The sequence below is a fragment of the Enterobacter cloacae complex sp. BZL2005 genome (assembly GCF_049238885.1).
GTDB classification, from domain to species: Bacteria; Pseudomonadota; Gammaproteobacteria; order Enterobacterales; family Enterobacteriaceae; genus Enterobacter; species Enterobacter roggenkampii.
In genome coordinates this window covers 189,495-214,856 of the sequence record NZ_JBMKGI010000005.1, presented here as the reverse complement: position 1 = coordinate 214,856, position 25,362 = coordinate 189,495, and the positions used below count along the sequence as shown (strand labels likewise).

The following is a 25,362-nucleotide window of genomic DNA, read 5'->3' as shown; positions in this document are numbered from 1 at the left end:
CGGGAGCTTTTTTTTGTTTATTCCCTCGACCTGTGGGTGAGGGCATCAGACCGCAAAGGAGCTAAAGCCCCCGCACCATCAGCGCCTCATCAAGTTCCCTGTAGGCCTCCACCAGCTTATCCAGCGTCGCCCTGTTGAGCCCGCTCGGGTTCGGCAACACCCACACCTGCGTAACGCCAATCATGATGCTCTGCTTACCCCACTTAGCCCCGCGCTGGCTGAATGCCTGCTCGTAGGCCTGCTTGCCGAGGATCGCCAGTGCGGCCGGCTGGTAGTCTTCAATCTTCTTCACCAGCTCCCGCCCGCCGCTGCGCAGCTCATGCAGGTTGACCTCGCTTGCCTGCACCGTCGGCCGCTCGACCAGCATGGTAATTCCGCAGCGCGTGTCCAGCAGATGCTGCTCCTCTTCGGGCTTGAGTAACCTGTCGGTAAACCCGGCCTGGTAGATCACCTTCCAGAAGCGATTGCCCGGATGGGCAAAGTGAAAACCGGTGTGCGCCGAGGACTTGCCCGGGTTGATTCCGCAGAACACCACCCGCAGGCCAGGGGCCAGAATATCGTTGATCATCTTTACTCCCGCTGATACATCGTTATGGAAGTATAAAGGATTGATAATGCGTTGTTTATAAAAACAGCAGGCAGGTGTGAATGGCTGGATTGCTGCGGGGAGTTACTTTATAATTCACCGCCACGGCCCCTTAGCTCAGTGGTTAGAGCAGGCGACTCATAATCGCTTGGTCGCTGGTTCAAGTCCAGCAGGGGCCACCAAATTTTAGCAGTACATACATATACTTAGGCCACTCACGCGAGTGGCCTTTTTGTTGGCAGATTTGCCAGTGTCCCCTTTTTGTTCCCTCAAGGATCAGGCAGTTTCAGACAGCATTCGGATTAGGGTCTGCTTGTGATGCATTGATAACGAATGAATCATGCCCCTCAGAGTCTGGTCGTTACCCATTTCCTCAATGTAATGTGAGAAAGTAACCTCAGATTTAAATTGCTGGTCTGGACAATCCGGTTGATCACACCGCGCAGTAATTTCTGTGCGATGCCGGGTAATGTATCTGCTGTCAATAATGGTTGCTGACCTTCCACAGCACGGAAAAATAGCAGTCAATTTTTCCGGTATAAGCAGTCTTCGCGGATGGCATTCACGATCAAGAATATCCAGCACCCAACGGCGGAACCCTTTCGCAACTAGCGTTCTGGCTAACATAGCCAGCAGATATGCGCCGTGCAAGGTAAATATTCGCGCCGTCTTCTGGTAATTTCCTGAGGCGGTCAATTTGACCGTCTGAGACATAACCGCTGAAAATTCGTCTATGTTCCTCCGGTAAATCCGACTCACCGAATCAGCGCTGCTGTATCCCAATGCTTTTGCTATATCAGAGGATGTAAACCAGAATTGACCGTTCCGATTAATAGCGGCAAGGGGGGTTCGTGGAAAGTCAGTTCCTTCTTTGATACATTGTGCATGTCTGAATTCCTTGCTGGGGATTTGGCAAAACCGAAGCCCTGACTGCTCGAACAGCCGGGGCTTCACCATTTATATTCATCGAATATTCATCGCTTTTTTAAGGTTCTTGATCGTCACCGTGTTAAGGGTGCCAAAGTAATCACTTTCAGCCTCATGCCACACCCAATCAATCAGATAGGCGTTTTCATCTCCAGTCACAGTCCTGCTTCTGCGAGTCAGCCCCGACCAAACACCTGTTAAGGAGTCAGCGCTAACCATTAAGGATACGGTGAGTGTGGACATCCAAAACCCTGATTCAACACCTTTAATTTCAAGTATCGCTTTCAAAACACTTCTGGATTTACCACTTAACCCTTTAACAAATTGGGTTGCCTGTAAAGAAGAAAGATCAGCAGCCAGACCGCTATAGTCAGGGGTTGGTTGTTGAGAGCTATCCTCGCCTGTTACTGCACTCAAAATTTCATCTTGGGTTCGTTCCGACATTTTTTGGAAGTCGGAGCGAGATATAAAGAAACCACTATTCATCTGATACCTCTCTATTATATTAACCTTACGCTTGCTCTTATACCCTATCAATCACCACAAGACAACAACGAATCTATAGAATCTTACTTAACGCCTATCTCTGTGTGTAGTTCATACTTTGCGAACTACACACAGAAACAAATTTCATTACCCGCCAGCCATTCGACAACTGCGGCTACTGCGGCTACTGCGGCTACTGCGGCTACTGCGGCTACTGCGGCTACTGCGGAAGCTGCATCAAAATGAGCATGTTTAGAAGTCTTATAATCAAACATTGTTAGCTCTCCCCTAATCCGCAGGAGGGATTACGCATTAAGCGAAATACTGCATTCGGTTAAGGCTTTTACGGTGAGAGCCGCCATGTTGATTTCAACACGACCCCGTGGCTTATCTCCTTTACCACGAATAGGAAGACGACCATCACGGATCATATCCCGTGCTATACTCGTGGCTGTTCCAGTTAGGCGGCAATACTCATCTAATGGCAGGTATGGTGTGGGGATGGTGATTGTAATGTTAGGACGCATAAGGCAAACTCCCGTTTTCGGTTGAATGCGGCAACATTCAACAACATTCGTTAAAAGCCACATTGAGATGAATGTCACCTCGCAAAAAAGAACTTCACAATACAAAAGTCGCAAAAAGCGAGAGACTAAATCATGTCAAAGTTTCCTTTTACACAATCCGGAAGCAGTGCTGAGGTACTGGATCTCATAATTGATGCTTACGGGTTCGGCTCCAAACTAGCGTTAGCAGACCATTTCAAAATGGCATCCAGCAGCCTTTCTGGAAGGTACCGCCGTGACAACTTCCCTGCGGATATGCTTGTCCAGTGCTGTGCTGAAACTGGCGTATCACTCGAATGGCTGGCCACTGGGCAGGATAAAAAGTTCGATGACGAGCAGTTAGACATCATGAAGTTTACAAAAAAGAAACTTGTAGATGGTCAGCTTTATAATTCCGGCTTTGTCATGTTTGACAAGGTTTTCTTTAAAGCTGGAAACCCACTCCCCTCAGACCCCATCTGTGTGCAGGATGAAAAGGCTCAATACATCCTCGATCAGAAATTCGCAGAAGTATTTGATGGCGAATGGTTGGTAAATGTCGAAGGAAAATCCAGCATAAGAACGCTGACACGCATCCCGGTAAAAAAGGTTCGAGTAAGCGGAGTAGGCATGGCATTTGATTGTGATCTAGAAGATATTAATGTATTAGGCCGTGTAGTTTTGATTATCTCGGAAGGAAATTGAAATGAGTGCCACAAAGCAAAACACCACTGAAGTAAACTCAGCAGCTAGTGAAGAAGAATCTATTAAAGAAAAAAAATGCTTTGCCATTATGCCTATCGCCGATCATCCAGATTATGATAATGGCCATTTTGGTCGGGTGTATGAGCATCTAATCAAACCCGCATGTGAAAGAGCGGGTTTTAAAGTGGTCAGGGCTGATGATGCCAAAGCATCACATATGATCATGTTTGACATTCTGAAAAACATCGTTGAATGCGACATGGCTATTTGTGACTTAAGTTCTAAGAATGCAAATGTCTTTTATGAATTAGGACTTCGACAGGCATTTAATAAGAAAACAATACTTATTACAGATGGCAAAACCAACACGCCATTCGATATAGCTGGTTTTAGATATGTAAAATATGATCATTCTTTACGTGTTGATAGTGTTAAGAGTGATATTGATGAAATTTCAGCCATGCTTGATGAAACAGATAAAGCCCCTGATGATGATGTCAATTCCATAGTTAAATTGCTAAAAATCCAGCCTGCTCAGATTGACAAAGTTCAGCTAAATCAACAGGATTCATTGATATTTAGCATGATAAAACAACTTGATGAAAAAATGTCAAGAATGGAGAGGATGCAAAAATCAAAAACAAGCTGGCGTTCTTTTTATAATTCCAATAATGAAAGTTTAAATGACGCCATTCTTGAAAATATCGCTGCGCGCGCATCCCTTAATGAATTAATTCGGGATGATGAAAACCAACGATTATTTGTCCACATGCCAAAAGTTACACTATCTAAGGAAGATGATGACAAAGAGTAGTAGTTGATATGTGTATTCGAAAACAAGTCAATGGGAAATGGTTGCTGGGCTTTTACCCGAAAGGAAAACCACGAGGTAAAGCCAGCAAACGCATCCGCAGGACATACTCCACTAAAGGTGAGACTCTTGCCTAGCAAAACCACATCATGGAAAACATCCACGTTAAACCCTGGCTGTACGGAAAAGAGGAACGTCGTAAATTGCGCGACCTTGTAAACCAGTGGTTTGATGAACACGGCGTTACGCTGGACGATGGCGAAAAGCGTAAATCAACAATGGAATTTGCCTGTGACAGCATGGGTGATCCACTCGCTCATGAATTCGACGCAACCATGTTTTCCCTGTATCGGAAAAAGCGCCTTTCTGGTGAAATATCCCGGACATCTCGCGTCAAACAAGTTTCCCCCAGAACGATGAATCTTGAGCTGGCCTACTTCCGCGCGGTGTTTAATGAGTTGAAGCGCCTGGGGCACTGGAAGCTTGATAATCCGCAAATAAATGTCCGTGCTTTCAAATCAGAGGAAGCCGAACTGGCTTACCTTGAAGATGAAGAAATTACGCGGCTGTTAGAAGAGTGCATGAAAAGCCGTAATGACAGCACATACTGGGTAGCCTGCCTTTGCCTGGTAACTGGCGCACGGTGGGATGAAGCTGAATCTGTAACAACGAAGCAAATAAAAAATCTGAAAGTCAGCTTTTTCAAAACGAAAGGGAACAGAAACAGGACTGTGCCTATCAGTCAGGAATTCTATGACGCACTACCAAAACCGGAAAAGCCAGGGCGTTACTTCAAATCGTGTTATTCGGCATTTCGCAAAGCAGTCGAACGAGCTGAACTTAACCTGCCTGACGGCCAGCTTTCGCATGTTTTACGCCATACTTTTGCCAGTCATTTTATGATGAACGGAGGAAACATTTTGGTTCTTAAAGAAATCTTAGGACATACAGATATTAAAATGACTATGCGCTATGCTCATTTCTCACCTAACCATCTTGAAGATGCAATAAGACTAAACCCATTAGAGGCAAAAAAATGAAAATAAAAACAGTCTTACTTGTTATTTTTTTTATAATATTAACAGTGATATCTCTATATCCAGCATACAAATTTTACATAACATTCCATGAGAATGGTTTTTCAAATAAGAATCAAGACTGGGCAAATGCAGGCTCATTTTTTGGCGGGATTTATAGCGCTATATTTTCCTTTGCAAGCGTAATAATCCTATCAATAACATTAACTCTAACAAAGAAATATAACAATCAACAACTTCAAATACTGCTCACTGCACAAAGGAGAGAAACTTTTTGCTCCCTATTTGATAAGCTAACACAAAAGATGAACGATATTAATTACTATGACATGGGGCTGCAAAATGAAGAGTCCTATTTTTACTACTGTGAGCGCCAATTATTCAACGATTTGGAAAGTATAAAGAAACATAAACAGGATGAATATGATGCAGGTGATGTTATTGATTTGAGCACCAATCTTGTACAAGATGAGTGGTTTATAACAAACAGGCCATATTATGATGTGGTTTTAATTACTGGAGAAATTCTGAGTATACTTGATCAGTCTCCTGAAGATGACAAGCGCTTCTTCCTTGCATATATGGAAGCGAATGCTTCAACACGTCGCCTCTACTGGTTATTTTGCTTTATGTATAGTTATGACAATAAATATTCTGACATTCTTATTCGCAACACAAGAACTCTTCGTATTCCAAAAGGATATGTTTGATGCCCCCTTTTTGTCCCCTTAAGACTCAAAGGCTCGGCAGCATCCAACAGCATTCGCGCGGTAACTTTCTGTTTTAACAGTAAGTTATTGTTTTTTAAGAGTGGTGCATCGTTCTCATAATCGCTTGGTCGCTGGTTCAAGTCCAGCAGGGGCCACCAAATTTTAGTAGTACATACATATACTTAGGCCACTCACGCGAGTGGCCTTTTTGTTTATTTAAATCCCGTTGGCAGCGAAATGGCAGCAGGAGTTCCATAAAAAAACCCGCCAGCAGCGGGCCAGTACGAAAGTTGTTGATGCAACCCCTTCGGATGCAGTGGTTATGATGCGCGGGGGCAACATCCTTGTACTCCAGCGCATTCCTGGACACACTGATATTAAGGTAACGATGCGCTACGCTTACTTTGCACCTGACCACCTGAACGAAGCGACATTGCCCAACCCACCAACAATTTTATAAACCATTGTTTTTAGAAGACAATATATGGAATGGGATACATTATTAGTATTGATCTGTGTACTTCTTTGCGGATTGTGGATGATTTTTCATTCAGCAAAAGCTCTTAGAAGTGGGGTCTTCGTCGGTTGGTATAAAGGCACATATGAAAACTATTATATCTACCGATCCGAAACACCTATCTACTTCTACTGGTATAACACTGTGTTTTCGCTGTTCGGCTCCTTTATGATTGGTTTAGCCCTTTACCTATTGAATGGCGATTATCATTTTTTATAGGCATCGTTGGCAGCAAAATGGCAGCAGACCTATTCACTATGCTTTCATATTTGACATTATTCGATGCAAAAACCCATAAAAAAACAAACTAACTTATTGTTTTATAAATCTTCAAAATGGAGCTCAGAATCGCCAGGTCGCGGGTTCTAGTCCAGCAGGGGACACCAAATTTAAGCTGTAGAATCATATGATTAAGCCACTCGATTGAATGGCTTTTTTGTTGGCTAAATAACGGGTGCCCCCTCGTTGTCCCCTGAGTTTTCCCCCAAGCATTCGCCAGGCTGTATCCCTCCTCTGATTTTTGCTGCACCCTATGCAAGCACATACGGAATCAATCACACATAGCCCGGCCTGCCGCTCACCCTCACAAACCCTAAAAACTAAAGAAATCCCCCATCGCGCCGATCATCATCCGTGTGTATTATTTCCTGTAGCTTTTACAACAACTAACCTTAACTCAAATACTTAAGCGCCAAAGCGAAAGGCATCATGAGCACACCGATCAAACGGCTAGAAATCATTAAAAATGCCATTGAACTGGAAGATGACGACATCATCCAGAGCCAGCTGACACGCCTGAAAAATGAAGCGTTTGACGATGATCTACAGGCAATCGTCGTGGCGCTTGAGGAGAAGAACTACACCGCGGCCATGGCGGCCATAACCGCCTGGCTGCAGGGCCAGCGCGCCGTGACGCCGTGGCGCGATCCGCAGGTGGCGGCCAGCAAGCTGGAGCTGAAGGCGCTGGAAGAGCGTCTGCGCGATCTGATTGACCGCCGCAACGCGCGGGTGCAGCAGCTTGATGAGTTCAACGATCTCTATTTCTCCCGCCTCGGGCCGCTGATGCAGCAGATCCTCGCCCTGCGTAAAACGCTGGCGGAGCTGAACCTGCGTCGTCAGCAGGCGGAAGCGCGTCGTCGCGAGGAAGATTACCGTCGCTGTCAGCACTATATGGCACAGGCGGTAGAGGTGCTGGCGACGCTCACCCAGCGCTGGCGCGATCTCCCGGCGGACTCCGTGCAGGCCGCCGAGGCGCGTAAGCATCTGGAGCAGCAAAGCAATCTGATTGCCAACCTGCTGGCCGAAGCGCTGGAGCTGGAGAGCGGCTTAACGCGCGAGGAGGAGCCTGCGCGTCAGGCTCGCGACGAGGCCAACGAAGAGTACGAGAAGTATCGCGAACAGCATCACGATGCCGAAGTGCGGCTGCGCAAAGGTAAACATCTTTCACAAGAGGACCAGAACGAACTCAAGCGTCTCTGGCGGCAGGCGAGCAAGCTCTGCCACCCGGATCTGGTGGCGGACGATCTGAAAGAAGAAGCCAACAACATGATGGTACAGCTTAACCAGGCGAAGCAGCGCGGCGATGTGAAAGCCATTCGTTCGCTGGTGGCCCGCCTGCAGCAGGGCTTCGAGCCATTGATGGCCAGCGACAGGCTGAACGATCTGGAACGTATCCGCAAAAAAATGGCGCAGGTTCGCGAGCAAATCGACATTTTAGTGAACGAGCTGGCGGAGCTGGAGAAAGAGGAGTCCTGGCTGCTGGTCTCGTCGTTGAGCAATATGGAAGCGTACTTTGCTCAGCAGGAGAAAGCGCTGCACGAGGTCCGCGCCTCGCTCGAACATCAGGTGAGCGAAGCGCAGCTGGATTCGGCAGCCTGATTATTTGGCGTGCCAGTATGCGCTGGCACGCACCAGCTGTGGGTCAATCGCGTCGGTTTCAAACTGACGGCTCAGGCGTTTCACCACCTTCCCTTCCCCGGTCAGCCAGATAAAGTAATCGTCCTCCGGAACAGTCAGCGCCGCCAGATGGTCAGCGACTGCCTGCTCGCTGTGGCCCACCACCCACGTGATATTGAACGCGCTCAGGTCCGCCAGATAGTCCTGGTACGATTCATCCCCAACCGTCACGACCGCGTGTATGTCCGGGCGAACCGGCAGTTGAGCAATGCTCTCTAAGCGTCGGCGCAGCGCGGGCATGCCGGATTCATCGCACACGTAAAGCTGCCAGGCGTAATCCTCCGGCACCACCAGCGAACCGCGCGGGCCGCCGATGATCAGCTTGTCTCCCGCTTTCGCCTCAACCGCCCAGCTGCTGGCAATGCCGCCGTCATGAATGAAGAAATCGAGCATCAGCTCATGACGGGCTTCATCGTAAAGCGGCGTATAGTCGCGCGCCTGCGGACGCACGCCGTCGCCCCAGTCGATGCCTTCATCGGTGACCACCGGCGGCGTAAACGTTGTCCCGGGTGCCGGGAAAAAGACTTTGGTATGGTCGTCGAAACCGCGGGAGCTAAAGCCCTCCAGCGCCTCGCCGCCTAGCACAATGCGCTGAAAACCCGCGCTGGCGCGCTCAACGCGGAGCACCGTCAGCTCGCGAAAACGCAGGTCATTACGAACACGCTGTGGATAACGAGTAGATGCCATTTTTAGACCCTTTTCTGGTGAATACGATATATCTAAATCAATTTTCAAATGATAATGATTACTAATAAGGAAAAATGCAAGATCTTTTAGATTGCATCTGAATATATCTTAGATATAGTTTAGATATATCAAAAAAAAGGGAATACTATGCGACACGAACACGAGGGCGGCGGACGTCGGCCGCGTTTTTTCGGCCACGGCGATTTGCGGCTGGTGATTCTGGATATCCTGACCCGCAACGCGAGCCACGGCTATGAGCTGATTAAAGAGATCGAGAACCTGACCCAGGGGAACTACACCCCGAGCCCGGGCGTCATCTATCCAACCCTGGATTATTTGCAGGATCAGGCGTTTATCACCATTACAGAAGAAGAGAACGGGCGTAAGCGCATTGCGATTACCGCTGAAGGACAACACTGGCTGGACGAAAATCGGGAACAGCTGGAACAGATCCAGGTGCGTATCAAAGCGCGCAGCGTCGGCTTTCAGCTGCGCAAAAACCCGCAGATGAAGCGGGCGCTGGATAACTTCAAGGCGGTATTAGACCTGAAGGTGAATCAGGGAGAGCTCAGCGACGCGCAGCTTAAGCAGATTATCGGCGTAATCGACCGCGCGGCGCTGGAGATCTCCCAGCTGGATTAAGCCGGTGCGTGCTCGCTCACGCGGAAGACGCGTACCAGCTCTTTCAGGTGCATCGCCTGTTCGTTAAGCGATGCCGCCGCCGCGACGGATTCCTCCACCAGCGCGGAGTTTTGCTGGGTAGTGGCATCAATCAGGCCAATCGCGCTGTTGATCTGCGAGATCCCCTCCGTCTGCTCATGGCTGGCCTGACGGATCTCGCGCAGGATCGCATCCATCTCCTCCACGTTGCCAACCATGCCGTTAATCAGCCCACTCGCTTTTTCGACCAGGTTCATCCCGTCCTGGGTCTGGCTGGTGGAGCTCTCAATCAGCTCGCGGATTTCGCTGGCAGACGACGCGCTCTTCTGGGCAAGCTGGCGCACCTCTCCGGCCACTACCGCAAAGCCGCGGCCGTGCTCACCGGCGCGCGCCGCTTCCACCGCCGCGTTCAGCGCCAGAATATTGGTCTGGAACGCAATAGCATCGATCAGGTCGATAATGTCGGACATCCGGTTGGAGGTCTCGTTAATCAGGCGCATTTTGCTGGTCACCTGCTTCATCATCTCACCGTTGTTTTTGACCACCGTGGCGGCATCGGCAGAAAGGTTGGTCGCTTCACCGGTATGCGAGGCGGTATTTTTCACCGTGGCGGTGATCTGCTCCATCGAGGCGGCAGTCTGTTCAACGGAGCTGGCCTGCTCTTCCGTGCGTGCGGCCAGATCCTGGTTCCCGGCGACAATCTGCGCGGCAGCGCTGGAGATATTCTCCGAGCCGGTCTGCACCTGCTGCACAATGTCCAGCAGTCGCGTCTTCATCTCCATCAGGGCATGCAGCAGCAGGCCCGTTTCGTCTTTGCCGTGTGGCGTAATGCTGCCCGTGAGATCGCCCTCTGAAATCGCTTTTGCAAAATTCACCGCCTCACCGAGCGGGCGGGTGATGGCGCGCACGATAAACCAGCCAATCAGGCTGCCTGCCCCAACGCTAAAGAGGGTGAGGAGGATCAGCAGCAGACGGTTAGACCTGAAATCTCCTTCCACCTGCGTGCCCGCACGCTGCATTTCGCTGTTCTGAATGGCGATCAGCTCCTTCACCTTCGCTTTGTAAGCCTGCTGCACGGCGAGGGTGGTGGTCATCATTTCCTGTATGGCGCCCGCACGGTTGTTGTTCTGCACCGCCTGCAGAATGCGGTAGCGTGAATCCAGGTACTGCTGGCGCACGCTGCGGATCTCCGCCAGCACCTGCTGAGACTGTTGATCCTGCAACGCGGTGTTCAGCTCGCCCAGGATCACCGTGATATGCTCGCTGATCTCTTTCAGGCGCTGCTGAGATTGCCCCGTGTAGGTACCCTGCTCGTCCAGCAGCATCAGCTGTTGAGTGCTAATAAATTCCTGGAAGTTATCAATTAACTGGTTCGCTTTTACCGTGGTCGGATAGTCATGGGTAACAATGGACTGCATCCCATTATTTGCCCGGTTCAGGCTCAGCAAAGACACACTTGCGCTGATCGCCATCAGGACAATAAAGAACCCAAACGCCAGAAATAATTTCGTGCCGATCTTTACGTCATGAAAGAACATATTTTCTCCATCGATGTGATTATTTCTCAGACGATCGCTGTTATCGGTAACGATTTCGCTAACTTTATGAGTTTGATCGTTTTTTTATTTCATAATCCTCACAATACATAGGTGCAGGCTATTAATATGGCCTCATCGATCGTTACCAGACCGCCAAACGGGGTATTTTCGAAATAGCATTCTGAAGAACTGACTTAGGCAGGAATAAATAACTGACGCACTTTCTTTAGTTATTTAATATTAAATTAACAACAAACCCCATTAATAGTCACAATCAGAAAAATAAAAAGCCGTTTATTCCCTACGGTATAAACGGCTTTTTTGGAACATGACTGACTCAATGGAGCACGGTCACCGCATCCTTAAGGCGTCCGGCGCGGTGCTTCACCATGGCAGAAATGTGCGCGCTCTCCTCGACCAGATCGGCGTTTTTCTGCGTGATGCTGTCGAGTTCAGCTACCGCGCGGGTTAGCTCTGATAAGCCGGTTGCCTGCTCGGAGGTCGCGTGGCTGATCTGGGCGATAAGCTGGGTCACGTTTTTCACCTGCACAACGATATCATCCATCGTACGGCCCGCGGCGTGAACCTGCTCAGAGCCGGACTGCACCTTGCTGGCGCTGGCATCAATGAGTTTACGAATATCGTTAGCGGCACTGGCGCTGCGGCTGGCGAGATGACGGACTTCGCCCGCGACCACGGCAAACCCTTTACCCTGCTCCCCTGCCCTTGCCGCTTCAACTGCCGCGTTCAGCGCCAGAATATTGGTCTGGAACGCGATATCGTTAATCAGGGAGGTGATCGAGCCAATGCGCTGCGTGCTGTCGGCAATGTCATCCATCGTTTTAACGACGGTTTGCATCGCGTTGCCCCCTTTCGTCGCCGCGCTGCTGGCGGCCACGGAGAGTTTGTCCACCTCGGCGGCGGTTTCGGAGTTACTCTGAACGGACGCGGCCATCTGATTCATTGTCGCGACGGTCTGCTGCACGTTCGCCACGGTCTGACGGGTCCGATCGTTCAGATCTTCATTTCCCTGCGCCAGCCTGTCGCTCCCGTCACGGACGCTCACCACCTGGCTCGACACGTCATTGATCAACCAGCGGCACATCAGGCCAAGTTGTCCTACCGCGCGCAGCGTCAGGCCCAGCTCATCGCTGCGGTTAAGATGCTGCACGCTGTTGCGCTCGCCGGTGGCGACCTTCAGCGCCTGTCGCGCCACATTCTCTATCGGGCGGACAATCTGTTGCTCAAAGAGCAGCGTTCCCATCAGCATCACCACCGCAGCGGCGGCAAGCGGTAACCAGCCTGCGGAGGTGGCGGCCAGCGTGGCGGCGAGTCCGGCAAAGAGCACCGCCATCACGCTGCGCACGCGCCAGCGCAGCGGCATGGCCGGGAGTTTACCCAGCCAGCCCTTTCCCACCACCAGCCCTTTGTGAATACGTTTTTTACAGCGCCCGTCGTTCAGCGCCCGGTAGAGCGGCTCCACGGCGGCGATCTCTTCCGCTGTGGCTCTGGTGCGAATCGACATATAGCCCGTCACCTGCCCGCGGCGCACCATCGGCACCGCGTTAGCACGCACCCAGTAGTGGTCACCGTTTTTGCGCCGGTTTTTGACAATCCCGCTCCACGGCTCGCCCTGCTGCAGCGTGTACCACATATCGGCAAACGCAGCTTTTGGCATATCGGGATGGCGCACCATATTGTGCGGCTGGCCCGTCAGCTCATCGAGCTGATAGCCGCTCACCTGCACAAAGGTGTCGTTGGCGTGGGTGATGTAACTGTGGACGTCTGTGGTAGACATTAAGGTGGTGTCATCGTCCAGAGGATATTCATTCTGGGTGACATAGGTTGGAGAGGACATCGTGAGCATCCCTTGCAGGTTATTTGAATGTTAATTTTGTGGGTCAATGTTTTTTCGGCGGTAAACAATTTATCTTTAGTTGTTAAACTTGATGAAGATCGCAGATTTGACTTAAACCATACTTTTTGTACGATATTTTAATTCATTGATTTCAAATACTTTCGCAAAGAAATTACCGACAAAGTATGACCTGTTAATGCCCGCTTAAGTTGCAGCGTATGCACCTCTTTAGTGCAGCGACGCTCTTCCCCCCTTTCTTTATACTTGCTGCCCCGTACCGCTAAATCCCGTTTGGCTTCTTTCGGCATGATTAAATATTGTGCAACATTATTTTAACCTGGCGTTTATCCCGATTTTCGTTAAGGCCTCTGAAGTGGCGTAATCCCTGCAATACTTAAACCAGTATCATGTGATACGCGATCCCCGGGAGCACATTTTGAACAGGTTACCTTCCAGCGCCTCGGCTCTTGCCTGTACCGCGCACGCACTGAATCTCATTGAGAAGCGAACGCTTGATCATGAGGAGATGAAACAACTTAACCGTGAGGTCATCGATTACTTTAAAGAGCACGTCAATCCAGGGTTTCTGGAGTATCGCAAATCTGTTACCGCCGGCGGGGATTACGGAGCCGTAGAGTGGCAAGCGGGAAGTCTCAACACGCTTGTCGACACCCAGGGACAGGAGTTTATCGATTGCCTGGGAGGTTTTGGAATTTTCAACGTGGGGCACCGTAATCCAGTTGTGGTTTCCGCCGTACAGAATCAACTTGCGAAACAACCTCTCCATAGCCAGGAACTGCTCGACCCGCTTCGCGCCATGCTCGCGAAAACGCTGGCGGCCTTAACGCCCGGCAAACTGAAATACAGCTTCTTCAGCAACAGCGGCACAGAATCGGTCGAAGCGGCGATTAAGCTCGCCAAAGCGTACCAGTCGCCGCGCGGGAAATTCACCTTTATCGCCACCAGCGGCGCGTTCCACGGTAAATCCCTCGGCGCACTGTCGGCGACCGCGAAATCCACTTTCCGTAAACCGTTTATGCCGCTGCTGCCGGGCTTCCGCCACGTGCCGTTCGGCGACATTAACGCCATGCGCACCGTGCTGAGCGAATGCCGTAAAACCGGCGATGACGTGGCGGCGGTGATCCTGGAGCCCATTCAGGGTGAAGGCGGCGTCATCCTCCCTCCGCAGGGCTATCTGCCTGCCGTGCGTCAGCTGTGCGACGAGTTTGGCGCGCTGCTGATCCTCGACGAAGTCCAGACCGGCATGGGGCGTACCGGCAAGATGTTCGCCTGCGAGCACGAAAACGTGCAGCCGGACATTCTGTGCCTGGCGAAAGCGCTCGGCGGCGGCGTGATGCCGATTGGCGCGACGGTCGCCACCGAAGAAGTTTTCTCGGTGCTGTTCGACAATCCGTTCCTGCATACCACCACCTTTGGCGGTAACCCGCTGGCCTGTGCGGCGGCGCTGGCGACCATCAACGTGCTGCTGGAGCAAAACCTGCCTGCGCAGGCGGAGCAAAAAGGCGACATGCTGCTGGACGGCTTCCGCCAGCTGGGCCGGGAATACCCTGACCTTGTGCAGGAGGCGCGCGGCAAAGGGATGCTGATGGCGATTGAGTTCGTTGATAACGAAATCGGCTACAGCTTCGCGAGCGAGATGTTCAGGCAGCGAGTGCTGGTGGCCGGAACGCTTAATAACGCAAAAACCATTCGTATTGAACCGCCGCTTACGCTGACCATTGAGCAGTGTGAGCAGGTGCTAAAAGCGGCACGTAAAGCGCTGGCAGCACTCAGAGTGCGCGTAGAAGAGATCTGATCAATCCCCCCTCTTAAACGAGGGGGATTTCATTTTTCTGGTATAAATATTACAAATTGAAATAATAGCATTATATTTCAGACATACATTTATACTTTTAAAATTATAAAGTTCCTTTTCTCTTACATGATTTTTTTTGCAACCAAACCGATATCCATACACCACCTTTATCTATTTGACCGCAAACAGGGCGCCCATTGTTAAAATCCGGTAAAAACACCACTGCTTACATCATTTAAAAATATTAATTAATTCTAATATTATACCTAAAAAAAACTAACGGCATATTATACCACCATACATTGAAATAATATTTCACGGCTCCTAGAATACCTGCCGCGGAACATCATAAACATGATGAAAAGAGCTTTTCAATAAGCCCGTCCATTATGCGAAATGCATATTCTAAATAACGGAACTTGTTAAACGTTATTCAAGTTCACGCTGTGAAAGCATATAGCTTTTACTCAATTTCAATTTGACAGAAAGATGTTTATTTAAAAGGATTTGTATGAAAAAGCACGTTTTAGCAATGGTCATTGCAACGGCAATGGTAAGTGGCGTAGCGATGAACGCACAGGCAGACACCGTCACGGTTTCTGGCGGTACGGTTAACTTCGTTGGCCAGGTTGTTAATGCTGCATGTTCGGTCGCAGCTGACTCCGTAGATCAGACTGTAACGCTGAGCCAGGTTCGTACTGTGAAATTGACGACAAAAGGAATGCAGGCGAACCAGAAAGAAGATTTCAAAATCGTTCTGGAAGATTGCGACACCACGGTAAGCCAGAACGCCGCTGTGATTTTCAACGGTCAGCAAGACGCAGCACTGGCAGGTTCACTGGCTAACACAGCGGGAGCTGGCTCAGCAACTAACGTCGCACTGCAACTGTTCGGACCGGATGGTAACGTACTCAATATCGGTGATACCTCCTCCAACGTGAAGCTGATCAATGGCGAGAACACCATCCCGCTGAGCGTTGACTACATCGCTACCGGTGCGGCCACGCCGGGTAACGTATCCTCGACTGCAACATTCCAGATGGTTTACTCCTGATTCGTTAGCTGCAGTAACACCCCCGGAATCTGATTCGGGGGTGTTTTGCCGATCCATCGAAACGGAGTCACTATGCGACAGGTCACCAGGCAATCAGTGCTGTTTTTCAGCGTATTGCTGTGCGTTGCACTGCCCGCCTCGGCAATTGACGACGGAAGCGTGCATTTTCAGGGGCAAGTCGTCAACACCGGCTGTTCCGTCAGTGCAGAAAGTCAGGACCAGATTGTGCGTATGGGCCAAATACGCAATAACGAATTTGCCGCAACGGGCGATTGGGCAGCACCGACAGCCTTTCAGATAACGCTAGAAGACTGCGATACCAGCGTCAGTCAACGTGCGGGCGTACTGTTCAGCGGCGAGTCCGATGCAAAAGACCCGCAAATTTTTCGCGCAGGTTATGGCGCAGGCGCAGCGCAGGGGATTGGTGTGGGAATATTTGACGCAACCGGCCATCTACTTATTCCGGATACAGCCCCGCCCTGGTACGCCCCCTTGCAGAACGGCGCCAATGTTCTGCGTTTTATGGCGAAATACCGCTCCACACAACCGCACGTTCAGGCTGGTACGGCCGACGCCCAGGTATGGTTTAACGTCGTCTACCAGTAAAACACTCAGAGGCCCGAGTGCCTCGTCATGAGAATTGAGGGAACAATGCAAATGAACACATCACCTACGTCTTTGTCTCGCCTGATGATGGCTGGTACGTTACTGCTGACAATGGGTCTGGCAACGAATGCCTCTGCAGGTGGAATTGCTTTAGGGGCTACCCGCGTCATTTATCCGCAGGGGGATAAACAGGTTTCATTACCGGTGATCAATTCGTCGGCAGACAATACGTTCTTAATACAATCATGGGTAGCCAACGTTGAGGGTATCAAGTCACCAGACTTTATCCTTACGCCACCGTTGTTTGTTATCCACCCTAAGAAAGAGAACACGCTGCGTATTATGTATATCGGCCCCGACCTTCCTGCCGATCGCGAAACTGTTTTCTATCTGAACAGCAAGGCTATTCCGTCTGTCGATAAAAATAAGCTTCAGGGCAATACGCTGCAAATAGCAACACAGAGTGTGATTAAGTTATTCATTCGCCCTAAGAAATTAACATCCCTTTCCGTGGATGCGCCCAAAACGCTGACGTGTCGGACAGAAAATGGAAAAGTCATCATAACGAATCCATCACCGTATTACGTATCGTTGGTGCAGTTCTTTGTTGGGGGAACCCGTCTTCCCAATTCAATGGTCGCACCTAAAAACACGTTGACGGTGGATATCCCCGGCGGCGGTTCCGGTAGTGTGAAATTCCAGACAGTGAATGATTTCGGCGCAAATACCCCTACGCAGATTTGTTCCCATTAACAACCTGAAATGAAATAGCAGACCTGCATTTTGTCTTCAAGGAAGGAAGTACTTAGCATTTACTGCAGGGAAAAGAGATGAAACGTAATACTTCACTGATTTTTAGCACATTTTCTTTAACATCCCTTACGCCAGTGGCGATGGCGATAGCAGGATTGCTATCGCCATCAGATGCAAGTGCAGAATATTTTTTCAACCCGGCATTTTTGTCTAGCGATCCCTCTGCCGTTGCTGACCTGTCGCGGTTTTCCACCAATGGCCAGGCACCAGGCGTTTATCGTGTCGATCTCTGGCTTAACGGGGCGTTTGTGGCGACTCGCGATATCACCTTTACGGCAAGAAATACGGCGTCGACGGCACAACCGCAGGCGGATGATACCGGTCTGACCGCCTGTTTATCAGCAAAAGCGCTGGAAAACCTGGGCGTTAACCTTCAGGCGTTTCCTGCGCTGACGGCGGAAAAAACGGACAGCTGTATTGATATTGCGTCAATCATTCCCGCCTCATCAACCACCTTTGATTTTGAGCATCAGCGGCTGGATATCAGTATCCCGCAAGCCGCCCTGAGGAATAGCGCACGCGGATATATTCCGCCTGAACAATGGGATGAAGGCATTAATGCCCTCCTGCTGAATTATAACTTCACCGGCTCTCGTAGCCGCGATCGGGGGGAGAGCAACTCAACCAGTAAAAGCTATTTCCTCGGGCTTAACAGCGGGTTGAACCTTGGCCCGTGGCGGTTAAGGGATTACTCAAGCTGGAATTATCACAACAGCGATGACTCACGCAGCGACAACTGGCAGCACATTAATACCTATGTTGAACGCGCGGTCATTCCGCTGAAAGGAAGACTGACGCTGGGTGACAGCTACACCCCATCAGACGTATTTGACAGCCTCCCTTTTCGCGGTGCGCAAATCGCCTCTGATGACAATATGCTGCCCGATAGCCTGAAGGGTTTCGCGCCCACGATCCGTGGTATCGCAAAAAGCAATGCTCAGGTAACCATTAAGCAAAATGGCTACACCATTTATCAAAGCTATGTTCCACCGGGTGCATTTGCGATTAGCGACCTGTTTCCCACGTCCTCAAGCGGTGACCTCAGTGTTGAGGTAAAAGAATCTGACGGTAGCATCAACAGCTATTCCGTGCCTTATTCCACCGTTCCCGTACTCCAGCGTGAAGGCCGCGTAAAGTACGCATTAACAGCGGCCGAATACCGCAGCAGCAGCGATCAACAGGACGAGGTTAATTTCGTTCAGGGGTCTCTAATCTGGGGGCTTTCGCATGGCTTCACGCTGTATAGCGGATCGCAGATAACCAACAATTACCACTCGCTGGCATTCGGCACCGGCCTGAATATGGGTGAACTGGGCGCTATCTCTGCGGATGTGACTCACGCGAAGAGCACGCTGGCGGATGACAGCACGCATTCAGGGCAATCGATCCGTTTTCTGTATGCAAAATCCCTTAACGGCCTCGGCACTAACTTTCAGCTGCTGGGCTACCGGTACTCGACCTCGGGATTCTATTCCCTGGATGAAACAGCCTATAAGCAAATGCGCGGCTACACAGGTGACCACGAGGACAACGATACCGAACAGCAAAATCCCTGGATGGATTATTACAATCTGTACTACACCAAGCGAGGAAAGGTTCAGTTCAACATCTCTCAGCAGCTTGGTCATGCAGGTTCGCTCTTTGTCACGGGCAGCCAACAGACCTACTGGCATACCGATGAAAAAAATACGCTACTCCAGGTAGGCTTTAGCGGAACCATTAAAGATGTGTCCTACAGCCTGTCCTACAACTACAACAAATCACCGGGCATGTCGAAAAGCGACGAGATTTACGCGCTGAATTTGTCGCTGCCATTGAGCCTGTGGCTGCGTCCACAAAACGATGTCAGCCAGAAGCATAACTATGCTTATGCCACCTACAACATCAGCACCGACAAAAAGGGTGAAACCTCGCAAAATGCCGGGATCAACGGCACATTGCTTGAGGATAACAACCTGAGCTACAGCGTTCAGGAAGGGTATTCAAGCCAGGGGACCAAATCACAAGGCTCCAGCAGCCTTGAATACGATAGCGCCTATGGCAATGCGAACGTGGGCTATAACTACAGCGGAAACGGCGACTACCAGCAGGTGAACTACGGTTTGAGCGGCGGCGTCATTGCTCACCGGAATGGCATCACCCTTAGCCAGCCGCTGGGTGATACCAACGTGCTGATTGCCGCTCCGGGCGCGAGTAACGTCAAGGTCGAGAACGAGCCAGGTATTCATACCGACTGGAGAGGCTATGCCGTGGTTCCCTACGCGTCCTCGTATCATCTCAACCGCATGGCACTGGACATCAACTCACTGGCTGACGATATGGATATCGATGATGCCGTAACCAATGTGGTCCCAACCCGTGGCGCGGTTGTGCGTGCAACCTTCAAAGCCCGGCCTGGTACGCGTGCGTTAATGACCTTAACCCATCGGGGCAAACCCGTTCCTTTCGGTGCCATGGTGTCACGTGATGACAATGGCAGCGATACGATTGTGGGTGAAGACGGAGAGGTCTATCTCTCTGGCCTGAGCCCGGCGGGAACGCTGAAAATTCAGTGGGGTGAAGGGTCAGACAAGCAATGTAGCGTGAAGTATCAATTACCTGAAAGTAAACAGCCGCTGCTGCGGTTGAAAACGGAGTGTATATAAATGAAATTATGGATGATTTTATTTTATGTGGTCGGGCTGGCATTCTCACCTTATGGAATAGCCGATATTTGTAAAAATGCTAACGGTGGCATCTCGATTGTTAACTATGATTTGACCACCACGCTGAACACCAATCAGAACATTAAAGGTGGCTCCACAGAGCTGGAAAAAAATCAGGATGTGCAGGTTAACGCCACCTGTCCACCGGGTGAGTGGGAAAAACGCACCTATCGCTCCTATTTGAGCCCTTTTCCGGTCGTCAAAACGGATGGTGAATGGAAATATCTCCAGCTTGACCCGGATTATATTATTGGCGCCATGAAAATAAATGACGCAACCATTGGTGAATTTTATCCCCCCATTGAGTACGTTCACATGGGCGGCCACGATGAAGTGGATACCGGCGGCGTTTTCCCGGTCAACGATAATGACCTGATCTTTAAATTACAAATTGTCAGGCCTTTTATCGGCACCGTGGTTATCCCGCCAAAATTGATGTTCAATGTGTACGTCACCACGACGAATAACGATCGCCTGACCAATATTGTCTACCAGATTACCTACAGTGGCGTCATTACCGTGCCGCAAAACTGCGTCATTAATGCCGGGCAAACCGTAACGGTGGATCTGGGTTCTCTTTATCACGGTGATTTTACGCGCGCCGGGCAGATGCCGGACAACGCTCAACCCAAAACCTTCAATGTGCCCATTGAATGTAATGCTGATGTGAACTCGCCGGCACAATTAACCTTGCGCGTTATGGGCACATCGGACCCTCGCTACCCGGAAGCGCTGGCATCGGATAATCCTGATGTTGCCGTCGTGGTTACCAGTGAGCAAGACAACATATTGAAACCGAATGTCTTTTCAAGTAGCGCACCTTTTACGACTGATGAGGCGGGCAAGGCCAACGTGACGCTGAAAGCATATCCTATCAGCACAACGGGCAATTCCCCGGAACTGGGCGTGTTCACCGCTCTGGCCTTGTTACGCGTTGATTTCGCATAAGGATTGGGTGATGAAAAAGCGCAATTTTCTCCTGTTTCTGCTGGCAAATCTGGCGTTGTCCTTACAGACCGCCAGAGCAGATAATGACAGTTTCAATGTTCAGTTTATCGGCACCATCGTGGGGGAGTCCTGCAACGTCGACACAGGCAGCGTTGAGCAGACGGTCGAACTCGGTGACTTTACCGCGGATGATTTCCCGTCGGTTGGCACCACAACGCCGGATACAAAGTTTGATATCACGTTGAAAGGTTGCACCCGCGCCATTACCGGCACCAAAGTTTGGTTTACCGGGAATGTGGATGCGAACAACCCGACATTGCTGGCACTTTCAGATAACGGAAAGGGAACGCCTGGCAGGATGGCAACGGGCCTCGGCGTTGAGCTACTGGATTCCAATCGCACCCCAATACCGATCAATAATACGGAGTCCTCGCTTTATCCGCTGCTGCCGGGGGATAACACGCTCACGTTTTATTTGCACTATAAATCCACGCTGCCCGTTGTGACGTCAGGAAATGCGACTGCCGTTATGTATTTTGACCTGCTTTATCAGTAAGGAATATGAATGAAACCGTTTCTCCGGTTATTTTTCTTCTGCATTATTCTGATGCACCTGGGCAGTGCGAGTACAATGGCGCACGACGGGACCGTTTATATTGTAGGCACCGTAAAAAGCAAAACCTGCATCATATCGCCTGATTCGGAAAATCTTATCGTTCGTATGAGCGACGTCGCCACAGGGCAATTTACGAACCAGAAAAATAATACGCCATGGGAACATTTTGCTATCAATCTTGAAAACTGCGGCGCAGGGTTGAATAACATCAGTACCCATTTTGAAGGCACGCCCAATCAGGGCAACGCAGATTTGCTTTCGCTGACAGGCGGTCCGGGTTATGCCAGCGGCGTGGCTATCGGTATTTATAATCCGGACAAAACGCTTATACCGCTGGGCGATGAAAGCCAGCTGTTTACGCTGTCAAATAACCAGCTTACTGCCACCCTTGATTTTTATGCCCGTTATCTTGCTGACGGAGGCGCTGTATCGCCCGGAACAGCCAATGCTGCAGCAACCTTTATTTTGACTTATGCCTGATAACACCGTGATGAAACTGCGCATCCTGATCCCTGTTTTAGCCTTCTTAACGTTCATCTCTTTTGCGCATGCAGGCGTCGTGATAGGGGGGACACGCTTCGTCTATCCTGAAAAACAGCACTCCATTACCGTTTCAGTGCGCAATAAATCCACGCTTCCCTGGCTGGTCAGCGCAAAAATTTATGCTGGCGGAAACTGGCCAGGGGCAACCTCTGCCCCCCAGGCGACCTCGGCGCTTGTTGCAACGCCCGCGCTTTTTGCACTACAGGGCGGACGCGAAAATAGCATCAGGATTTTTCGTGCCGATGAGGGGTTGCCTGCTGACCGTGAAACGCTTTTCACCCTCAGCATCTCAACCATTCCAGCCAGTAAGACCAGCAGCGACAACGTGCAAATGGCCGTACGTTCAAGCTTCAAAGTGTTCTATCGCCCTGAGGGATTAAACGGCAATCCAGAAAACGCGTATCGGGAAATCCTCTGGTCATATTCAGCAAACCAGCTCGTGGTGAAGAACCCGACCCCCTACTACGTGACGCTCTTCCAGACGCGTATTAACAACAAATCCATTGATAACGCGGGCATCATTGCCCCTTTTAGCCAGCGAACAATGGACGAGTGCCAGAAGGCGCCTCGCTGCGAAATACGCTGGCAAACCATAAACGACTATGGCCGGGTTATGCCGCCCGTGGTTAACATCCTTAATCTGAAATGAGTCCCCATCATGTTTTTCATAAAGCACCCCCTCCTCGTTCTGACCGTTTTCGTCACACTGACCGCACCGGCGCTGAGCCAGGCCGCTGAGTTTACCGCTGAGCAGAAGACGGAAATCGGCAAAATCGCCGAGGATTACTTTACCGCCCATCCGGAAAAAATGGGTGAAGCGATATCTATCTACCTGGCTAATCATCCTGAGTTTCTGGTTGCCGCGAGCGAAAACCTACGCCAAAGCCAGCAAGCGGCCGCGCAAAAAATGAAAGAGATGCAGGACGCAGCCAAAAAAGCGCAGTAAAGCAAAATCTAAAGCCGGGCGGACTACGCTCATCCGGCCTAGAAAACCATTCCACCTTTTCCCCAAAAGCCCGGTAAGCGCAGCGCCACCGGGCAAGACCATTACTCCGGCAATAACCCGACAAAGCTGCGTTTTTTGCGCGGCTCCGACATCAGCTCCTCCAGCTTATCCACGCACGCGAGATAGTGCGGGGTTTGCTTATGCGCCAGCACCGCCTCTTCGTCTTTATAGGCTTCGTAGATAAAGAACCGGGTTTTCACCCTCGGGTCCTGCAATACGTCAAAACGCAGGTTCCCCGGCTCCTGGATTGCGCCCTCGTGGTTGGCGCGAAACACCTCCAGAAACTCGTCCACCCGCTCGGGCTTAATGTTGATCTCTACCAGCGTCACGTTCATTGTGCTTCTCCCTGTTTCTCTTCCTGCCAGAATTGGAACGCATCACGGGCATTCCAGTTATCGTGCACCACTTTCTTCACCGCCTTCAGCATGGCGAGCGGCGCGCTGGACTGGAAGATGTTGCGCCCCATGTCCACGCCGGACGCGCCCTGGTCTATCGCGCGCCAGCACATCTCCAGCGCCTCGTGCTCCGGCAGCTTTTTGCCCCCCGCGATAACGATCGGCACCGGGCAGCTGGCGGTGACTTTTTCAAAACCCTCATCCACGTAGTAGGTTTTGACGAACTGCGCCCCCATTTCGGCGGCAATGCGGCTTGCCAGCGAGAAATACCGAGCGTCACGCGCCATCTCTTTCCCCACGCCCGTCACCGCCAGCGTCGGCATGCCGTAGCGCGCCCCTGCATCGACAAGCTTGATGATGTTGTTGATCGACTGATGCTCAAACTCGCTTCCGATGTACACCTGCGCCGCCACCGCGCAGACGTTCAGGCGCAGGGCGTCTTCCATCGCCACCGCCACGCACTCGTTGGAAAGTTCGCCCAGAATCGAGTTACCGCCGGAGGCGCGCAGCACCACCGGTTTGTTCGTCGCGGCGGGCACCTGGCTCCTGAGGATGCCGCGGGTACACATCAGCACGTCGGTTTCACCAAACAGCGGCGCGATAGAGAGGTCGATACGCTCAAGGCCGGTAGTCGGCCCCTGAAAGTAGCCGTGGTCAAAGGCCAGCATCACCGTGCGGTTGCTGTTTGGGTTGAAGATGCGCGCCAGCCGCGACTGCATGCCCCAGTCCAGCGAGCCGCAGCCCTTCAGGGTGAACGGCACATTTTGCTGCGGCGTGCCGATGCCAAAATCCTTGCCGTCTTTGATGTCGTCTAAATCAGCCATTTGCTCCCCCGTCAGAAATCGTATTTGCTGATGTTCTCTTTGGTGAACACCACGCGTTCCGGCAGCAGCACGATGCCGTTGCCCTTCGCCTCATACTGGTAGCCCTGCACGCTGTTCGGCTCGACCTTCAGCGTCCCGATATTTTTCACGTCCACGCTGTCGCCAACGTTAAGATCGCCTTTTTTCAGCAAACGATCGGCGACATTGACCGCAATTTTGCCCTGTTGCACCACGTCCCACAGGCCGAAGGCCTTCACCGTGCCGCGCTCAACGTACGGGCGCATCACGTTCGGCGTGCTGAACCCGACAATCGCCACCCCTTCCCGCTTCAGGTTTTCTGCCGCCTGCGCGGCAGCAGGAAGCGCGTTGGCGTCCGGGGCGATGACCGCATCCAGATCCGGATAGGCTTTTAAGATCCCTTCGGCGGTCTGCAACGATTTGGTGGCGTCGTTATAGCCAAACTGGGTGGTGACGATCTGCCACTGGGGATGGTCTTTCTCGATTTTGGCCTTCGCCTCTTTCACCCACTGGTTCTGATCGGTAACGGTCGGGCTGGAGTAGAAGAACGCCACTTTCGCGTTCGGTTTGGTGACCTGCTTGCCCGCCATCTCCACCAGCAGGCCGCCCAGCTGTTCCGGCGTGCCCTGGTTGATGTAGATGCTGCGGCACTCCGGTTTGGTGTCGGAATCCCAGGTCAGGACCTTGACGCCGCGCTGCATCGCGCGCTTCAGCGCCGGACACAACCCATCCGGCGACACGGCGGAGACGATAATGGCGTTATAGCCCTGGTTGACGAAGTTATTGATGAGCTGCACCTGGCCGGAGACGCTCGGCTCGGTTGGGCCGTCGTAGGTCACGTCCACGCCAAGATCTTTCCCCGCCTCTTTCGCACCGTTGCCGCCGCTGGTGAAGAAGCCGACGCCCACCAGCTTCGGGATAAAGGCAATGCGGTCCGCCGCCTGCGCCGAAGCGAAGCTGAGGGCCATTGCCAGGACGAGCAGTTTTGTTTTCAT

At 51.2% G+C, this 25,362-nt stretch carries 27 protein-coding genes, 1 tRNA gene and 2 pseudogenes; 19 read left to right on the top strand and 11 right to left on the bottom strand.

The features are described from left to right. Positions 1-61: 61 nt before the first annotated feature. On the bottom strand, positions 62-568 hold the full coding sequence (gene mug, locus ACOTXI_RS12120; protein ID WP_008503183.1) for a G/U mismatch-specific DNA glycosylase: 507 nt from the start codon (positions 566-568) through the stop codon (positions 62-64). Positions 569-692: 124 nt separating this feature from the next. On the opposite strand from mug, the gene ACOTXI_RS12115 reads away from it, so the two are divergent. Then, positions 693-768 (top strand) — tRNA-Ile (locus ACOTXI_RS12115). A 94-nt stretch (positions 769-862) separates the two neighbouring features. Here ACOTXI_RS12115 and ACOTXI_RS12110 read toward each other — a convergent pair. From ACOTXI_RS12110 to ACOTXI_RS12095, 4 genes are all read right to left on the bottom strand, one after another. Then, a complete protein-coding gene (locus ACOTXI_RS12110) occupies positions 863-1,543 on the bottom strand; it encodes a BRO-N domain-containing protein (protein ID WP_058653847.1) in 681 nt (226 codons plus the stop codon). 6 nt (positions 1,544-1,549) lie between these two features. After that, complete coding sequence (locus ACOTXI_RS12105; RefSeq protein ID WP_058653846.1) at positions 1,550-1,999, bottom strand: hypothetical protein; 450 nt, start codon at positions 1,997-1,999, stop codon at positions 1,550-1,552. 125 nt (positions 2,000-2,124) lie between these two features. Then, the gene (locus tag ACOTXI_RS12100) at positions 2,125-2,274 is read right to left on the bottom strand and encodes a hypothetical protein (protein WP_187298279.1); all 150 of its coding nucleotides are present in this window, start codon (positions 2,272-2,274) and stop codon (positions 2,125-2,127) included. A 30-nt stretch (positions 2,275-2,304) separates the two neighbouring features. After that, the gene (locus ACOTXI_RS12095; RefSeq protein ID WP_058653845.1) at positions 2,305-2,526 is read right to left on the bottom strand and encodes a hypothetical protein; all 222 of its coding nucleotides are present in this window, start codon (positions 2,524-2,526) and stop codon (positions 2,305-2,307) included. 132 nt (positions 2,527-2,658) lie between these two features. Between ACOTXI_RS12095 and ACOTXI_RS12090 the strand changes: the two genes are divergently transcribed. The 7 genes and pseudogenes from ACOTXI_RS12090 (at position 2,659) to ACOTXI_RS12060 (ending at position 8,202) form a co-directional block, all read left to right on the top strand. Continuing rightward, complete coding sequence (locus ACOTXI_RS12090; RefSeq protein WP_058653844.1) at positions 2,659-3,249, top strand: phage repressor protein CI; 591 nt, start codon at positions 2,659-2,661, stop codon at positions 3,247-3,249. Position 3,250: 1 nt separating this feature from the next. Beyond that, a complete protein-coding gene (locus ACOTXI_RS12085) occupies positions 3,251-4,063 on the top strand; it encodes a hypothetical protein (RefSeq protein WP_058653843.1) in 813 nt (270 codons plus the stop codon). Between the two features lie 8 nt (positions 4,064-4,071). Beyond that, a pseudogene (locus tag ACOTXI_RS12080) lies at positions 4,072-5,100 on the top strand (phage integrase). Beyond that, the gene (locus ACOTXI_RS12075) at positions 5,097-5,807 is read left to right on the top strand and encodes a hypothetical protein (RefSeq protein WP_058653842.1); all 711 of its coding nucleotides are present in this window, start codon (positions 5,097-5,099) and stop codon (positions 5,805-5,807) included. The pseudogene ACOTXI_RS12080 and the gene ACOTXI_RS12075 overlap by 4 nt, the downstream one beginning before the upstream one ends. A gap of 322 nt (positions 5,808-6,129) precedes the next feature. After that, positions 6,130-6,267 (top strand): annotated as a pseudogene (locus tag ACOTXI_RS12070) (site-specific integrase); the annotation flags it as partial. A 24-nt stretch (positions 6,268-6,291) separates the two neighbouring features. Then, positions 6,292-6,543 carry a DUF2542 family protein gene (locus tag ACOTXI_RS12065; protein ID WP_110915166.1) on the top strand — a complete coding sequence of 84 codons (252 nt, stop codon included), beginning with the start codon at positions 6,292-6,294 and terminating at the stop codon, positions 6,541-6,543. A 489-nt stretch (positions 6,544-7,032) separates the two neighbouring features. Further along, a complete protein-coding gene (locus tag ACOTXI_RS12060; RefSeq protein WP_023326128.1) occupies positions 7,033-8,202 on the top strand; it encodes a molecular chaperone DnaJ in 1,170 nt (389 codons plus the stop codon). Here ACOTXI_RS12060 and ACOTXI_RS12055 read toward each other — a convergent pair whose 3' ends face one another. Then, positions 8,203-8,967 (bottom strand): siderophore-interacting protein, encoded by a 765-nt coding sequence (locus ACOTXI_RS12055; RefSeq protein ID WP_087855182.1) that lies wholly within the window; start codon positions 8,965-8,967, stop codon positions 8,203-8,205. It abuts the gene before it with no gap. A gap of 147 nt (positions 8,968-9,114) precedes the next feature. On the opposite strand from ACOTXI_RS12055, the gene ACOTXI_RS12050 reads away from it, so the two are divergent. Beyond that, positions 9,115-9,609, top strand: a complete 495-nt coding sequence (locus ACOTXI_RS12050; protein ID WP_021242349.1) for a PadR family transcriptional regulator — start codon at positions 9,115-9,117, stop codon at positions 9,607-9,609. Here ACOTXI_RS12050 and ACOTXI_RS12045 read toward each other — a convergent pair. Together ACOTXI_RS12045 and ACOTXI_RS12040 are read right to left on the bottom strand one after the other, a co-directional pair. Next, positions 9,606-11,165, bottom strand: coding sequence for a methyl-accepting chemotaxis protein (locus tag ACOTXI_RS12045; protein WP_039024806.1), 1,560 nt, complete (start codon positions 11,163-11,165; stop codon positions 9,606-9,608). The two genes, ACOTXI_RS12050 and ACOTXI_RS12045, sit on opposite strands and share 4 nt — an antisense overlap. A 337-nt stretch (positions 11,166-11,502) precedes the next feature. Beyond that, a complete protein-coding gene (locus ACOTXI_RS12040; RefSeq protein ID WP_008503173.1) occupies positions 11,503-13,023 on the bottom strand; it encodes a methyl-accepting chemotaxis protein in 1,521 nt (506 codons plus the stop codon). A gap of 436 nt (positions 13,024-13,459) precedes the next feature. Between ACOTXI_RS12040 and ygjG the strand changes: the two genes are divergently transcribed. From ygjG to ACOTXI_RS11990, 10 genes are all read left to right on the top strand, one after another. Next, a complete protein-coding gene (gene ygjG, locus ACOTXI_RS12035) occupies positions 13,460-14,839 on the top strand; it encodes a putrescine aminotransferase (RefSeq protein WP_008503172.1) in 1,380 nt (459 codons plus the stop codon). 511 nt (positions 14,840-15,350) lie between these two features. Beyond that, positions 15,351-15,893: a fimbrial protein BcfA gene (locus tag ACOTXI_RS12030; RefSeq protein WP_008503171.1), complete on the top strand. Its 543-nt coding sequence runs from the start codon at positions 15,351-15,353 to the stop codon at positions 15,891-15,893. 72 nt (positions 15,894-15,965) lie between these two features. Then, positions 15,966-16,499, top strand: coding sequence for a fimbrial protein (locus tag ACOTXI_RS12025; RefSeq protein ID WP_021242352.1), 534 nt, complete (start codon positions 15,966-15,968; stop codon positions 16,497-16,499). A 45-nt stretch (positions 16,500-16,544) separates the two neighbouring features. Further along, complete coding sequence (locus tag ACOTXI_RS12020) at positions 16,545-17,252, top strand: fimbria/pilus periplasmic chaperone (protein WP_008503169.1); 708 nt, start codon at positions 16,545-16,547, stop codon at positions 17,250-17,252. Positions 17,253-17,329: 77 nt separating this feature from the next. After that, positions 17,330-19,957, top strand: coding sequence for a fimbrial biogenesis usher protein (locus tag ACOTXI_RS12015; protein WP_023294615.1), 2,628 nt, complete (start codon positions 17,330-17,332; stop codon positions 19,955-19,957). Then, positions 19,958-20,965, top strand: a complete 1,008-nt coding sequence (locus ACOTXI_RS12010; RefSeq protein WP_008503167.1) for a fimbrial protein — start codon at positions 19,958-19,960, stop codon at positions 20,963-20,965. It abuts the gene before it with no gap. A gap of 10 nt (positions 20,966-20,975) precedes the next feature. Then, positions 20,976-21,521: a fimbrial protein gene (locus tag ACOTXI_RS12005; RefSeq protein WP_008503166.1), complete on the top strand. Its 546-nt coding sequence runs from the start codon at positions 20,976-20,978 to the stop codon at positions 21,519-21,521. 9 nt (positions 21,522-21,530) lie between these two features. Beyond that, a complete protein-coding gene (locus ACOTXI_RS12000; protein WP_023294617.1) occupies positions 21,531-22,061 on the top strand; it encodes a fimbrial protein in 531 nt (176 codons plus the stop codon). A gap of 10 nt (positions 22,062-22,071) precedes the next feature. Further along, complete coding sequence (locus ACOTXI_RS11995; protein ID WP_045351725.1) at positions 22,072-22,773, top strand: fimbria/pilus periplasmic chaperone; 702 nt, start codon at positions 22,072-22,074, stop codon at positions 22,771-22,773. 9 nt (positions 22,774-22,782) lie between these two features. Continuing rightward, positions 22,783-23,070 carry a hypothetical protein gene (locus ACOTXI_RS11990; RefSeq protein WP_045351630.1) on the top strand — a complete coding sequence of 96 codons (288 nt, stop codon included), beginning with the start codon at positions 22,783-22,785 and terminating at the stop codon, positions 23,068-23,070. Positions 23,071-23,171: 101 nt separating this feature from the next. Here the strand turns inward: ACOTXI_RS11990 and lsrG are convergent, their stop codons facing one another. The 3 genes from lsrG to lsrB are packed head-to-tail and all read right to left on the bottom strand — an operon-like array spanning position 23,172 to position 25,362. Further along, positions 23,172-23,465, bottom strand: a complete 294-nt coding sequence (lsrG, locus tag ACOTXI_RS11985; protein ID WP_008503162.1) for a (4S)-4-hydroxy-5-phosphonooxypentane-2,3-dione isomerase — start codon at positions 23,463-23,465, stop codon at positions 23,172-23,174. Next, positions 23,462-24,349 (bottom strand): 3-hydroxy-5-phosphonooxypentane-2,4-dione thiolase, encoded by an 888-nt coding sequence (lsrF, locus tag ACOTXI_RS11980; protein WP_058655033.1) that lies wholly within the window; start codon positions 24,347-24,349, stop codon positions 23,462-23,464. The genes lsrG and lsrF overlap by 4 nt, the downstream gene beginning before the upstream one ends. An 11-nt stretch (positions 24,350-24,360) precedes the next feature. Continuing rightward, positions 24,361-25,362, bottom strand: a complete 1,002-nt coding sequence (lsrB, locus tag ACOTXI_RS11975) for an autoinducer 2 ABC transporter substrate-binding protein LsrB (RefSeq protein ID WP_025912529.1) — start codon at positions 25,360-25,362, stop codon at positions 24,361-24,363.

Coding starts and splice junctions, on each gene's coding strand:
- ACOTXI_RS12010 (WP_008503167.1), top strand. CDS start 19,958: ATGAAATTATGGATGATTTTATTTTATGTGGTCGGGCTGGCATTCTCA.
- lsrG (WP_008503162.1), bottom strand. CDS start 23,465: ATGAACGTGACGCTGGTAGAGATCAACATTAAGCCCGAGCGGGTGGAC.
- ACOTXI_RS12050 (WP_021242349.1), top strand. CDS start 9,115: ATGCGACACGAACACGAGGGCGGCGGACGTCGGCCGCGTTTTTTCGGC.
- ACOTXI_RS12025 (WP_021242352.1), top strand. CDS start 15,966: ATGCGACAGGTCACCAGGCAATCAGTGCTGTTTTTCAGCGTATTGCTG.
- ACOTXI_RS12105 (WP_058653846.1), bottom strand. CDS start 1,999: ATGAATAGTGGTTTCTTTATATCTCGCTCCGACTTCCAAAAAATGTCG.
- ACOTXI_RS12000 (WP_023294617.1), top strand. CDS start 21,531: ATGAAACCGTTTCTCCGGTTATTTTTCTTCTGCATTATTCTGATGCAC.
- ACOTXI_RS12040 (WP_008503173.1), bottom strand. CDS start 13,023: ATGTCCTCTCCAACCTATGTCACCCAGAATGAATATCCTCTGGACGAT.
- ACOTXI_RS12020 (WP_008503169.1), top strand. CDS start 16,545: ATGCAAATGAACACATCACCTACGTCTTTGTCTCGCCTGATGATGGCT.
- lsrF (WP_058655033.1), bottom strand. CDS start 24,349: ATGGCTGATTTAGACGACATCAAAGACGGCAAGGATTTTGGCATCGGC.
- ACOTXI_RS12090 (WP_058653844.1), top strand. CDS start 2,659: ATGTCAAAGTTTCCTTTTACACAATCCGGAAGCAGTGCTGAGGTACTG.
- lsrB (WP_025912529.1), bottom strand. CDS start 25,362: ATGAAAACAAAACTGCTCGTCCTGGCAATGGCCCTCAGCTTCGCTTCG.
- ACOTXI_RS11990 (WP_045351630.1), top strand. CDS start 22,783: ATGTTTTTCATAAAGCACCCCCTCCTCGTTCTGACCGTTTTCGTCACA.
- ACOTXI_RS12110 (WP_058653847.1), bottom strand. CDS start 1,543: ATGGTGAAGCCCCGGCTGTTCGAGCAGTCAGGGCTTCGGTTTTGCCAA.
- ACOTXI_RS12015 (WP_023294615.1), top strand. CDS start 17,330: ATGAAACGTAATACTTCACTGATTTTTAGCACATTTTCTTTAACATCC.
- ACOTXI_RS12055 (WP_087855182.1), bottom strand. CDS start 8,967: ATGGCATCTACTCGTTATCCACAGCGTGTTCGTAATGACCTGCGTTTT.
- mug (WP_008503183.1), bottom strand. CDS start 568: ATGATCAACGATATTCTGGCCCCTGGCCTGCGGGTGGTGTTCTGCGGA.
- ACOTXI_RS12005 (WP_008503166.1), top strand. CDS start 20,976: ATGAAAAAGCGCAATTTTCTCCTGTTTCTGCTGGCAAATCTGGCGTTG.
- ACOTXI_RS11995 (WP_045351725.1), top strand. CDS start 22,072: ATGAAACTGCGCATCCTGATCCCTGTTTTAGCCTTCTTAACGTTCATC.
- ACOTXI_RS12095 (WP_058653845.1), bottom strand. CDS start 2,526: ATGCGTCCTAACATTACAATCACCATCCCCACACCATACCTGCCATTA.
- ACOTXI_RS12075 (WP_058653842.1), top strand. CDS start 5,097: ATGAAAATAAAAACAGTCTTACTTGTTATTTTTTTTATAATATTAACA.
- ACOTXI_RS12085 (WP_058653843.1), top strand. CDS start 3,251: ATGAGTGCCACAAAGCAAAACACCACTGAAGTAAACTCAGCAGCTAGT.
- ACOTXI_RS12100 (WP_187298279.1), bottom strand. CDS start 2,274: ATGTTTGATTATAAGACTTCTAAACATGCTCATTTTGATGCAGCTTCC.
- ACOTXI_RS12030 (WP_008503171.1), top strand. CDS start 15,351: ATGAAAAAGCACGTTTTAGCAATGGTCATTGCAACGGCAATGGTAAGT.
- ACOTXI_RS12065 (WP_110915166.1), top strand. CDS start 6,292: ATGGAATGGGATACATTATTAGTATTGATCTGTGTACTTCTTTGCGGA.
- ACOTXI_RS12045 (WP_039024806.1), bottom strand. CDS start 11,165: ATGTTCTTTCATGACGTAAAGATCGGCACGAAATTATTTCTGGCGTTT.
- ACOTXI_RS12060 (WP_023326128.1), top strand. CDS start 7,033: ATGAGCACACCGATCAAACGGCTAGAAATCATTAAAAATGCCATTGAA.